General features: G+C 63.3%; 8 protein-coding genes. 5 read left to right on the top strand and 3 right to left on the bottom strand.

The features are described 5' to 3' along the window. Positions 1–40 precede the first annotated feature (40 nt). Together EOD29_RS06345 and EOD29_RS06350 are read left to right on the top strand one after the other, a co-directional pair. Entirely contained in the window at positions 41–2,716 is a 2,676-nt protein-coding gene (locus EOD29_RS06345; protein WP_127246203.1) for a DUF6212 domain-containing protein, read from the top strand. Positions 2,717–2,953: 237 nt separating this feature from the next. After that, entirely contained in the window at positions 2,954–3,244 is a 291-nt protein-coding gene (locus tag EOD29_RS06350) for a hypothetical protein (RefSeq protein ID WP_127215833.1), read from the top strand. 33 nt (positions 3,245–3,277) lie between these two features. Here the strand turns inward: EOD29_RS06350 and EOD29_RS06355 are convergent, their stop codons facing one another. Continuing rightward, entirely contained in the window at positions 3,278–4,231 is a 954-nt protein-coding gene (locus EOD29_RS06355; RefSeq protein WP_164748224.1) for a glycosyltransferase family 2 protein, read from the bottom strand. A gap of 257 nt (positions 4,232–4,488) precedes the next feature. Here EOD29_RS06355 and EOD29_RS06360 point away from each other — a divergent pair, with 257 nt between their 5' ends. Continuing rightward, positions 4,489–7,728, top strand: coding sequence for a DUF6212 domain-containing protein (locus EOD29_RS06360; protein WP_128203106.1), 3,240 nt, complete (start codon positions 4,489–4,491; stop codon positions 7,726–7,728). A gap of 107 nt (positions 7,729–7,835) precedes the next feature. After that, positions 7,836–8,612, top strand: coding sequence for an OmpA family protein (locus tag EOD29_RS06365; RefSeq protein WP_127246205.1), 777 nt, complete (start codon positions 7,836–7,838; stop codon positions 8,610–8,612). Positions 8,613–8,804: 192 nt separating this feature from the next. Here EOD29_RS06365 and EOD29_RS06375 read toward each other — a convergent pair whose 3' ends face one another. Continuing rightward, on the bottom strand, positions 8,805–9,254 hold the full coding sequence (locus EOD29_RS06375) for a DNA polymerase III subunit chi (RefSeq protein WP_127246206.1): 450 nt from the start codon (positions 9,252–9,254) through the stop codon (positions 8,805–8,807). A gap of 7 nt (positions 9,255–9,261) precedes the next feature. Next, the gene (locus tag EOD29_RS06380; RefSeq protein WP_127246207.1) at positions 9,262–10,788 is read right to left on the bottom strand and encodes a leucyl aminopeptidase; all 1,527 of its coding nucleotides are present in this window, start codon (positions 10,786–10,788) and stop codon (positions 9,262–9,264) included. A gap of 348 nt (positions 10,789–11,136) precedes the next feature. Between EOD29_RS06380 and lptF the strand changes: the two genes are divergently transcribed. Then, positions 11,137–12,336, top strand: a complete 1,200-nt coding sequence (lptF, locus tag EOD29_RS06385; RefSeq protein ID WP_067330299.1) for an LPS export ABC transporter permease LptF — start codon at positions 11,137–11,139, stop codon at positions 12,334–12,336.

Below are 12,336 nucleotides of genomic sequence, written 5' to 3' on the forward strand. Positions count from 1 at the left end.
TGGAAGCCTTGCCGGTCGATTTGGGTCAGAGGAACGTTCAATGACCGCTGGAAGCAAGCCGAAGCCGGAAGGCGGTCGTCGCCGCATCTGCGTGGTCACGCCTGCGATCCGGCGCGACGCCGATAAAGACGATGCCTCGGCGCCCGGCGAACTTGCAAGGCTCTTCGCCGAAAACGGAGACGACGTCACGCTGCTGTGGGTTGCCGGCCGGGACGTGCCATCCACGGACGAGGTAGCTGCCCGCCGGGCGGAGTTCGGGGCCGCCTCGGTCAAACTGGAGGTTCTCGACCGGTCCGACCAGCTGCTTCCCTCGCTGGCGACGCCCGAAAGCCGCTCCGCTGCGCTGCTGCATTATCTCGAGCGGTGCAGTTACGATCTGGTCTACGCGCCGCTGGAGGGTGGCCTGCCCTACTTCACCCTGCTCGCGGCTGAGACCGATGCCTTCGCCACGCCGCCGATCGTCCTCCTTGCCCGCGCTCCGCAAGAATGGGCGCATGAGGCCGACAAAACATTCATGGGCAGCACAGAGGCGATCGCCACGGCCTACATGGAAAAGTACTGCGCCGAGATGGCCGACAGGACGGTCTGTGCATCCGCCGCCCTGCGCCAATGGATGCTGTCGAGAGGCTGGAAGGTGAGAAAGGCGACGGTGCTGCCGCCACCGCTTCGGGCCGTCCGGACCGAAGCGCCGCAGCCACCCATCGCGAGCAAGGCGCGTGAGCTTGCCGCCCTGGCCGGATCGCGCTTTCGTGACGGGCTGACGCTGCTCTGCGACGCGCTCGACATCCTCGCGCAATCGGCGCCCGAAGGGCTGACCCTCACCGCGTTCGGTCCATTCGGCAAGATCATGGGCGAGCACAGCGGCGGACTGCTTCTGCGGCGCGCCGAACGTTGGCCGTTCCGGCTCAAGCTGTTGCCGCGCGCGACCCTCGAGGAGAGGCTCGACTACCTCGCACGCAGCGGCGCCTTGGCCGTTGTCCCAAGCCTTGCCGCATCGACCGGCGAGGCCGTTGGCGCATGCACCGCGGCAGGGCTGCCCTTCGTCGCAACCAATGCCGGCGCGAATGCCGAAGCCTGGAAGGCTGAAGCCGGCCAGCCGCCGCTGGTCGAGCCCGACGCGGCGCAATTGGCGGCCGCCATGCTGGCGGCGCTCGAGAAGCCGCCCCGGCCACGGCGGATCGATATGACGGGGCCTGGCCGCAAGGCATGGCTGGATACGCGCCCTCTGCCCGCTGCCCGGAAGCGCATTCGCAAGCGGCCCCAACCGGCGCCCCTGGTTTCGGTGGTGATGGCGCATCGCAACCGGCCGCTCTATCTCAAACAGGCCATCGAAGCGGTCGAGGCGCAAACCTACGGCAATCTTGAACTGGTGCTGGTCGACGACGGAAGCGATCTGGAAGAAGCCAGGCAATTGCTGGATACGTTGGAACCAGGCTTCCGTAAGCGCGGATGGAGGATCCTGCGCCGGCCGCACAAGCATCTTGGCGCCGCCCGCAATGCCGGAGTGCGCGCCGCGCGCGGCGAGTTGGTCCTGTTTGTCGACGACGACAATGCGCTTTTTCCGGAAGCCGTCGAGCATTTCGTCCGTGGCATGGCGGCATCGGGCGCCGATATCTGCACCGCCTTCCAACTGATCTTCTATGAGGATTTCGTGCCCGAGGACCGGGCCGACGGCCTGATCCAGTATCTGCCGCTTGGCGGCCCCGACGCGCTGGGCCTGATCCACAACGTCTATGGCGACGCCAATGCGATGGTGCGCCGGTCGGTTTTCTCGCAGATCGGATTTTGGCTTGAGGATCCCGGCTATGCCATGCACGACTGGGAGTTCTTCGCGCGGGCCTCACTCGCCGGGCGCAAGCTCAGGCCCATTCCAAAGCCGCTCTACTGGTACCGGTCGAAACCGGACGGCATGTTCCGCACGTCGAATTGGTACGACAACCGCTTGCCTGTCCTGGAGGCGTTCCGGACGCTGCGATCCGATGACACCCGGCTGCTCCACCAAATGGCCATCGCGCAGAACACGGCGCGTTCCGAAGTCGACAGCGCGCGCGAGAACCTGAAATATAAGCCTGCCGATCGCAAATATTTGGCTCTCAGCGACCTCGAGCCGAACGGCGAGGCAGCGATCGAGACGCTCGCCGGCATCGCCGCTTCGGTCGGCCGCCACGATACTGCCACCGCCTTGCTTGGAGACGGTCTCGCCAGGCCGCAGCCAGACGCATCAGGCAGAGCCGTGGCGGCCGGCGCTTCAGGCGCGCTCGCTTACGACGTGCTGAGGAGCGCAAGGCTGCTTACGCCGCGCACTGCAGCGCTGCCGTTGTTGCTGGTGGCGCCCGACGGCGGCGGCGTGTTCCTGCGCCCGCATGCGGAGGGTGCGGTCGCAGCATCGATCGATCATCAATTCCCGCCCTTCTTTCGCAGAATAGAGGCCGCCATCGAACTCGCCCATGCCGAGGCTCCGGCAATCGCGTTCGGCCTGGCGCTCGCCCGCCCGGACCGGCCTATAGACTGGCAGCAGGATGTCGGCGCGCAGACAATCGGCTTTTCCGGCTGGATGACGGTCCGCGACAGATTCGTGCGCCACGCGTTGGCGGCGACGGTCAATGTCAGGCGCAAGATGCCGCTTTCGATCGTGCTCGCGGTGCGCTTCGTGGAAGGACCGAACGGTGCTCCGAGCAACGCCTTCTTTCGGACGCTGACGGTGTTCAGCGACTAAAGCAGGACGTTCGAAATCTGAACTCGACATGCTGCCGGTTCGCCTGTTTTTCGGCGCCGCATTTCTGCGGCCACGACGCGATTCAGCCCCGTCGGCGAGAAATAGCCTTCACAGGCCCAAGCAGCCGCTCAAAGTTAACCATCTCTCAAGCCGATTTCTTCCGATATGGTTGACAAATTGCTAACAAATCAATAGTATCAACAGCCTATGGGGTATGTAGTGGCAAGGGTGGGCGTAATGCGTAAGATACAGTCGCTACTTCTGGGCGGACTCAGTCTGCTCGGGTTGAGCGTCGCGTTTTCGAATGCGGCGCAAGCGCAAATCGAAGTTGCTCCAATCAAGGAAGCCGAGCTCGCCTGCGAGCAGGCCCTCAAGATCGGCACCATCGAGGCGCTAGAGGACTACCTGCATCGTTATCCGAATGCGCCAACGGCCTGCAAAGCGCTTGCTTTGAACAGCTTGTCGCAGTTTGCCGGGGGCGGTGGGAACGGCAATGGCGGGGATGGCGGCGGCCGCTACGGCGGATAATTGCCGGCGGCATTTCGCCAATAGATCGTCAGATCAGCTGGCCGCGGTTTCCTGTAACCGCGGCCAGCCCGTCGCGACGAATTCGGCGTAGCGATCCGAGGTTTTCATCCAGCCGAGTTCCACGAGCTGGGCAGTGTCGCCGCGATAGCGCACGGACCGGTCGTTGCGAAGCGAGAGTTTCGGATTGCGCTCCAAGGCCTCCATATAGGCGGCGCGCTCTTCGAGCGTCTTTTCTTTCAGTTGCGCATTCTCGCCTAGCGAGGATGCCGATTTCTGCTGGAAGCCCCAAACAAATTTGAAGTGCAGCAGCGCGACGCGGAGTTCGCTGAATCGCACCTTGCTGATGGTGTGCTGCGCCGCGTGATAATGTGTGTCCCTGCTCCACCGCACGATCGGCACCTTGGTCAGGCACGGTGGAAAGGTCTGCTTGAAGCGGCCGCGCCAGAAAACGCGCTCGCGCACCCCGCCGAACATTTGCTCGGGAGGATAAAGTCCATCCCGCGCGCGCAGCCATCCCGGCTCCGGATCGAAATAGGAGGATGCGTGCACCAAAGGGATGCTGCCGTCGTAGCTGCACTCCGCCAACGGTCCGTCCGCGTACATGTCGATCATGGATCCGATCACAGCTTCGGCGCCGGTCGACTCGAGATAATTGAAAAGCCGGCGCAGGCTCACGCGCTCGAGATCGGGATAGACAAGAAGCTCGTCGGCATCGACGGACAGACACCAGTGGCCGGAACCGAACACGCGCATCAATGTGTTGATCCATCGCGGCGGGGTGATGTTCTCGGCGAAATGCGACCCCTCCGTGTGGAAACAATGGCTGTCCGGCTGCTCCAGGACTAGTTCTCGCGTCCCGTCCGTCGAGCCGTTGTCCAGGAAGAAGAACCGGTCGACTCCGAGCCTTCGATAATGTTCGAGAAGATGCGGCAGCAACGTCCTCTCGTTGCGCAGTGCAACGAAGCACAGAATCTCGTCCTTGCGCACGTCAAGCGGCCTATGGTCCAGCCGCTCAAGGTGTTTTGGAGGTCGATGGGCAAGCATGCGAACGCCAATCAATACGGTTTGCGCGAGGAGCCTGGACAGGCTTGCGATGATTATCCCGGTCAGACGATTATCAAAGTGTTATCCACCTGTTGGCAAGACTGCTGCGGCTGAGGATCGAGGGGGACCGATTGAAGGTTGGTTCGAAGACGGGCGCAATCTCTACGCCTAAGCGGCAGTCAAGCCACAAACCCCGCAGGGTGTGTGTCGTTTCCGAAGTCGAGTTCGGCTCTACGGTTACCGCTGATCCAGGGTCGGCGACGTATGCGCTGGCGCAGCACCTGGCGAAAATCGGCGACACGGTCACGCTGCTATGGGTGCCGAGCCCGCTCGGCAGCCAGCCCGACGAGCAGGAGATCGACAGGCTCGCCAAATGGAGCTTCGATAATTTCCTGGTGCGCCTCGAGCTGCTGCCGCGGTCACCCGAATTGCTGCGTGGCCTGGAGTCCAGCGACAAGAATTCCGTAGCCGTCTACCACTACCTCAAACAGAACCCCTTCGATGTCGTCTATTTCGCGCTTGAAGGCGGGCTGGCGCATTTCCCCACCGTCGCCAAGCGCACGGGTGTCTTTGCCGACCCTCCCATCCTCGTGGTGCTCGCGCATGGGCCGCTCATGTGGGATCTGGAGGCTAACGCCAGGGCGATCGAACGCAAGGAGCAGATGACCGTCGCCCATATGGAGAGGACCTCCGCCGAAACCTGCGACCATCTCGTCGTCACAGGCCAGTCCCTGCTCGACTGGATGAACAAGGCGGGGTGGAGACTGCCGGCCAGCCAGCACATCGCGACGCCGTTGGAGCCCGAGGAGTGGCGTTCGAACTTCGCCGTCGATCACTACCGGCCCCGGGAAAAACCGGCCGCCGAGGTGGTTCATTTCTCGGGCACCAAGACGCGAAGCGGACTGACGCTGTTTTGCGACGCACTGGATCGCCTGGCCGAGAATGGCGTGACGGACCTGGCCGTGACCATCGTCGGCGCATTTGGTCATGTGCTCGGCGAGCATTCGGGCGGCATGATCCTGCGGCGCGCCCGGCATTGGCCCTTCAAGCTGAAACTGCTGCCCATCCGGGACGAGCCCGAGATCTTTCGTTACCTGCGGCAAAGCCATGCGCTGGTGGCAATAACGCACTCGGCCGCGCAGCTCCCGCTGGATGTGGTGACGTGCCTTGACGAGAAGATCCCGTTCGTCACGACGGACGTCGGCAGCATGCGCGGGCTGCTTCAGCCGGAGTCCGCCGAGGCGGTCATGGTGGAGGCATCCCCCTCCGCGATCGCGGCCAAGATCCAATCCGTGCTCGAGAGCCGCTCGTTCGGTCCGGCAAAACCGTTGCTTGACCGGGAAGCGCGCGAGAAGGCCTGGAGCAAACTGCACGTCAAATTGTGCCGGCATCCGGCCAGAGCCGACGGCCCAAGCCGGAACCGCAGCCGACCGCCGCTGGTATCCATCATCACGGCGCACTACAATCGGGCGCGGCTGTTGCCGCAGGCGATTGCCTCGGTCCGGCGCCAGGACTATCCCAATATCGAACTGATCGTCGTCGATGACGGCAGCACGGATCCGGATGCAATTCGGCTGCTCAATGACATCGAGCCCGAGTTCGAGCAGCGCGGCTGGCGGATCATCCGGCAGAAGAACGGCTTCCTCGGCAAAGCGCGCAACACCGGTATTCGCGCCGCCAAGGGGTCCTTTATCCTGTTCCTGGACGACGACAACGCTCTCTTCCCCAACGCGGTCAGCACGTTTGTGGCCGGCATGCAAAAGTCCGGCGCCGATATCTGCACGACTTTCGCCAAATGGCTCAACGAGCCTTTCGTGCCGCCGGACACCAAGAGCGGCTATATGCTCTACTTTCCGGTCGGCGGTCCGCCGGACATCGCGCTGATTACCAATCCGTATGGCGACGCCAACGCGATGTTCCGGCGCGAGGTGTTCGACAAGGTTGGCTACCTCAACGAGGAGCGCGGCTTTTCGGCGAGCGATTGGGAATTCTTCCTGCGCGCCGATCTCGCGGGTCTGGAAATCGTCACCGTGCCGGAGCCGCTGTACTGGTACCGGTCTTCGCCGGCCGGCATGAACCGCAATGCCGAGTGGCTGAGGAATCGCCGGCCGATCATCGATGTGTTTCGAAAGCACAAGTTCGCGCACACCGACATGTTCGTACAGCTCGGCATCAGCTCGAACACTGCCGATCATGAGAAGGACCTCAACCTCTGGAATCTTGAACTGCGCGTCAAGGACGAACGGTATCTGCGGCTGAGCGCAGCCCCCCCCAACTCCGCGGACGCAGTGCAGTTGCTGGCCGAGATTGCGGCGCGAGAAGGCAGGGCCGACACGGCCATTTCGCTGCTCGCTCACGCCGGACGGTCCGACTTCACGCTGGGCGTCGTCGAACTGCTCAACGCCGCCGCTGAAGAAACAGTGCCGGAACTCCATTCCTCGCTCTACAGCGAGCGCTACCTCCCGGTCGAAGCCCTGCGCCGCGCCTATGTTGGCTCGCATCCGGCTGCCGATGCGGATCTCTTGAGCTATGTCGAGCAGTCGCCGGACCAGCTGTTTGTCCAAGCCACCGCCGGCACCGTCTCAATGGCGCTGCTGAAGGGCGTCTGTCCGGCGGGGACGATCAGCGCCAGCTGCTGGGTCTATCTCGATGAGGCACTGACCGCACCGGCGCAGTTCCAGATCGCGATCGTGGACGCGGAAAACCAGACCTTTGACCAGCTCGCCCGGCTCCTCAAGGATGGCGACGGGAACGGTTGGGCCGATGTCAGCCGCCCGCATGAACCACGCGAGATCGCAACGGGCGTCCACTCGCCTGCTCCCGGCAGACGCGACCTGCTGCTCGCCGTCAGATGCGGCGGCAATCGGCCGGACGCTCGGGTGCTCGGGGGCTTTTCAAGCATTCAGGTCCGAAATGTGGTTTCGACCGGCGGGAAGCACCCGCGTCTCAACGCGCCGCAAGAACGTCAACGCATGCGGCGGCTGACCGGCGAAGAGCTGAAGCGCGCAGCGCTTGTAACGAACTATCCGTCCGAGTTGCCGGCATTGCTGGTCGCCGGGGACAATGGCGGTATCTTTTTGCGGCCGAGCATCCATGGCCCGGTTGTCGCCGCCCTCAATTCGACTTTCCCGACCTTTGCCCGCAGTGTCATCGCTACGGTGGAGATCGCCCACGAGGATGCCTCGCCGTTCGAATTCGCCATGGCGCTGGGCCGGCCGGAAGAAAAACTGGGCTGGAAAAACGACACGCCGGTCGGCGCGCTGGCATTCTCCGGATGGACGCGGATTTCGAAACCTTTCGAGTTGCACGATTTGAAGGTTTCCGTCCGGGAGATCGACCGCAAATGGCTGACCATCTATCTGGCCATCAAACTGCCGCGCGGTTCGAAGCCGATGCCGTCCAACGCCTTTTGGCGCAAATTGCTGCTCGTCTGGGACTGAAGGGCGGGAGCCCGCCAATCGCGCGAACGTGACCTTTCATGGGTGCGAATCAAGAGTGCGAAGTGCGATAAGAACAGATCGGGTCAGTTTGGAAGGGCGCCAAAGAAATGAAAAGTATTGTCGGCCTTGTCCTGGGCCTTTTCATCATTCCCGTCAGCACCGCATTTTTCACAGCCGCCGCCCAGGAGCGCGACGTCGGGCCGAAGTGCACCCAGTGGAACTCGTACCGCGTCCTGTTCAAAAAGGGCGACAGCAAGATTTCCGACGAAACCGCGAAAGGGCTGGCGGCATTCGTCAAGGACGCCGGTCGCGATTGCGGCTACCGGCTCTACGCGACGGCCAGCAAGGAAGGCGCGTACGACAAGGCGGACAGCATTGCCGGCCAAAGGCTGAACGCCACACGCGCGTTTTTGAAAGCGCAGGGCGTCAAGCCCGAAATGGTGCTGGCGCTTTCTCATTGGGTCGACGATAGCGCCAGCGATAAGAACCAGGCGCGGAGCGCTATCCTGTATACCTTGCCGAAGCAAGGGATCTCCTGCCGGCAGTATGAAAAGCGAAGCCCTGCCCAGGTCGCCCTCTTCTTCGACAGCAGATCCTCGGTGATTTCACCCCCGGTCAAACGCGACCTCGAGAAGTTCGCCAACAGCATCAAGGATACGCGTTGCAACGTGGAACTGACGGCCTTGGCCGCCAAGGAGATCACGGGCGCCAATGCGGCAAAGACGAACAAGGACCTGGCCAAGCAACGGATCAAGGCGATCATGGACATCATGACCGCGATTGGGATCGACAGCGACCGGCTGGTCGATACGAATGTTGAGTATGTCGGCGACAAGAAGCCGAATACCGCCAAAAACCGCATGGCCACCGCATCGCTGATGTAGCGCGCCTGCCGCCGGCGAATGTTACGACTTTGAAACGCCACCCGTGCTCGGTGGGGAAATGTCCGTCGAGCAAATCAAGAAGACTTCTTCAGGGTCAAAGTGCATATCGCCGGCCAAATCCACCGACAGGTGAAGGACCTTCCGCCCAGCACGAAAATCAACAAGACGACGATCAGCGACCGCTGATCACTCTCACGCCTTGCGCTCCCAGCGACGGTCGGGCGTCTGCTGCCAGTAGGTCACCGCGTGGCCGGCTTCCTTCATCGTCTTCCAGTGGCTGCGCGCGCCTTCGAGCTGCGCTGCGTCGTGGCCGTCGAACAGGAAGACGGCGCGCTCGTAGCCCGAAAGCTCGGGCGGGTGCGCACCATCGACTAGGAAGCGGATCTGGGCAGCGTTGGGGTTGCCCCTCCCCGTGGTGAGCAGGATCGGCTGCTCGGCCGGATAGGCTTCGCGGTCGGTGGCGTGCGCGAGGAAGGAGTCGTCGCGAAACGTCCACAAATGCTGGTCGAGCGCGTCCCGCCGTTCCTCCGTGCCGGTCTGCACGACCGCGCGCCAGCCGCGCTCGACACTGCGCTCGAGCAGGCCCGGCAGGGCTTCCTCAAGCGTCGATTCGGTCAGGTGGTAGAACAGGATGTCGGCCACGACAGCCTTATCCTTCGTAATGGTCGCGCACCAGCCTGTCGAGCAGCCGTACGCCAAAGCCGGAGCCCCAGGATTGGTTGATCTCGCTCGCCGGCGCGCCCATCGCGGTGCCGGCGATGTCGAGATGCGCCCAGGGCGTGTCCTTGACGAAACGCTGCAGGAACTGCGCGGCGATGATGGCGCCGCCATAGCGGCCGCCGATGTTCTTCATGTCGGCGTTCTTGGACTCGATCAGCTTGTCGTATTCGGCACCAAGCGGCATGCGCCACAGCCGCTCCTGCGTCGCTTGGCCGGCGCCGAAAAGCCTGCCGGCCAGCTCGTCATTGTTGGAAAATAGGCCGGCATAGTGCTGGCCAAGCGCGACCATGATGGCGCCGGTCAGCGTCGCCAGATTGACCATGAATTTCGGCTTGAAGCGATCGTTGGTGTACCAGAGCGCATCGGCGAGCACCAAGCGGCCTTCTGCATCGGTGTTCAAGACCTCGATCGTCTGGCCCGACATCGAGGTGACGATGTCGCCCGGGCGTTGCGCATGGCCGTCGACGGCGTTCTCGACGAGGCCGATGACGCCGACGATATTGGCCTTGGCTTTGCGGGCGGCCAACGCACGGATCAGCCCGGTGACCGCGGCGGCTCCGCCCATGTCGCCCTTCATGTCCTCCATGCCGGAGGCCGGCTTCATCGAATTGCCGCCGGTGTCGAAGGTGACGCCCTTGCCGATGAAGGCGATCGGCGCGTCCTTGGCCTTGCCGCCCTTCCATTGCATGACGGCCATGCGGGCGCCGCGCGGCGAGCCCTGCGCAACGCCGAGCAGCGAGCCCATGCCGAGCTTCTTCATCTCCTTCTCGGTGAGGATCTCGACCTCGACGCCAAGGCCTTCCAGTTCCTTCGCGCGAGCGGCGAACTCGACCGGACCGAGCGTATTGGCCGGCTCGTTGACGAGATCGCGCGCAAGCAGCACGCCTTCGATAACCGCCTCTTCCCCGGCGAAGGCCTTCTTGGCGGCGGAAGGGTCGGCGCAGTGGATGGTTATCTTGGCCGGCTTTGCGGTTTCCGCCTTTTTGTTCTCCGCCCCCTTGGCGTCGGACTGGCCTTCTTCCTTGTCCTTCCTGGTCTTGTATTTGTCGAAGCCGTAGCTGCGCAGGAGAATGCCGGCGGCAAGGTGCGCGGCCTGCCTGCCGTCCGGCTGGAGGTCCGGGAGATCGAGGATGACTGCGACTTCCACAGCCTTGCGCAGCGCGGCGGCAACCGCGCCGCCGAGCTTCAGCCAGGCGTAGTCGTCGAGGCTTGCGACCTTGCCGGCGCCAACCGCCACTAGCCGGTCGACAGAGGTTCCTTCCGGCGCCAGCACTTCCACCGAGCTCGCGAACTTGCCGGAGAAATCGGCGACTGGAAACGCGCGCGCCAATGCGCCAGCCGGGTCGCAGGCCTTCGCGGCATCGCCAAGTCCGCCGCCGTCGGCCGCAAGCACGAAGACGCTGCCTTTCTTAGGCGCGGCGAATTTGGCGAAGGCAATCGAAGGTCTCGAAGTCATCAGATCCTGCTTCCGGGTGAGGCGCCGCGAACCGGCTTTCAAGCGTGCGCGACATTTGGTCGTTTTCGGCCATTTGGCAAGACTTTGGCCGAAATCGCTGTCTATATCGGCGCCGAAACCAACCAAGGATTCGTCGCGGCGGAACGCAAGCTTCATGCCGCAACCTATTGTTAACCATCAATGTTTCGCATTTCTTATTCATTGACGCGGAGACTCCGCCGCGCCGGGCGCGTGGCGTGGAGAGGACAAACCGGATGAGCCGCCTGTGGACCCGGTTGTGCAGGCGTCGGCGGATGACTACCTTGTCGGCGGGCATGATGCCGTTCGGCACAATCGAGAAAAGCCTTCATGAAGGTCGTTGAACGCTACATCATGCGTCGCGCTACGGCGATGTTCCTGGCGGCGCTGGCGTGGACACTGGCGATCGTGTGGACGACGCAGGTGCTCGCCAAGATCGACTTGGTCACCGACAGTGGCCAGTCGGCGTTGACCTTCTTCGAAGTCGCGGCCCTGATCATCCCCTCGATCGTCCCGATCGTGGTGCCGTTCGCGCTGGTGGTCGCGGTGGCGCAGACGCTGAGCGCCATGAACACGGATTCGGAGCTGGCGGTGATCAACGCCGCGGGCGCCTCGCGTTGGGCGATCGCGCGGCCGCTCCTTCTGCTGGCGCTGGCGGCCAGCGTCTTTTCCTTTGCCGTCGATAACGGCGTCGATCCCTATGCCAGGCAGAAGAACCGGCAGCTGGTGGCGGCCTCGCGCGCCGACCTTCTGTCACTGATCATCCAGGAAGGCACGTTTCGTAAGATCGACGACGGCCTGTTCCTGCAGATCGGAGAACGGCTGCCCGACAACAAGCTCGGCGGCATCTTCGTCGCCGATTCGCGCGAGGAAGGCGCCAACCTCACCTATTACGCAAAGACCGGCAGCATCGTCGAAAAAGGCGACGAGAAGGTGCTGATGATGAATGACGGCGTCATCAACCGCAAATCGGTGACCGGCGACCTTTCCGTCATCCGTTTCACCTCCTACGCCTTCGACCTGTCGGCCTTCATGTCGGCGGCGAACGAGATCACGCTGCTGCCCAAGGACCGGACGACGTCATACCTGCTCGACCCGGATCCCAACGACAAGATGTACCAGCGCAATCCGGGCAGCTATACGGCCGAGGTCAACCAGCGCTTCTCCGAATGGTCCTATTCGCTGGTCTTCGCGCTGATCGCGCTTGCGGTCGCGGGCGACGCGCGCTCGCACCGCGAGGCGCGCATCCATCCGCTGATCACGGCAATCGCTATCGCCCTTTTCGTCCGCTGGCTTGGCTTCTTCGCCGCCGGCAAGGCCGACAAGGTTTGGTACTACGCCTATATGGTCTACGCCGTTCCGATCGTGGCGTCGGCGGTCTCCGCCTGGTTCATCGTATCGTCGCGGAGCATGGAACTGCCCGCCGCCTGGGCCGACTGGATGACGAATCTCGCCGGCCGCGTGAGCGAGGGCTGGACGGCGCTCAAGCTGTGGCTCGCCCGGCGCGGCACCTCCGGCCAGGGAGCCTGA

It is taken from the genome of Mesorhizobium sp. M1A.T.Ca.IN.004.03.1.1 (assembly GCF_003997555.1).
Taxonomy (GTDB): Bacteria; Pseudomonadota; Alphaproteobacteria; order Rhizobiales; family Rhizobiaceae; genus Mesorhizobium.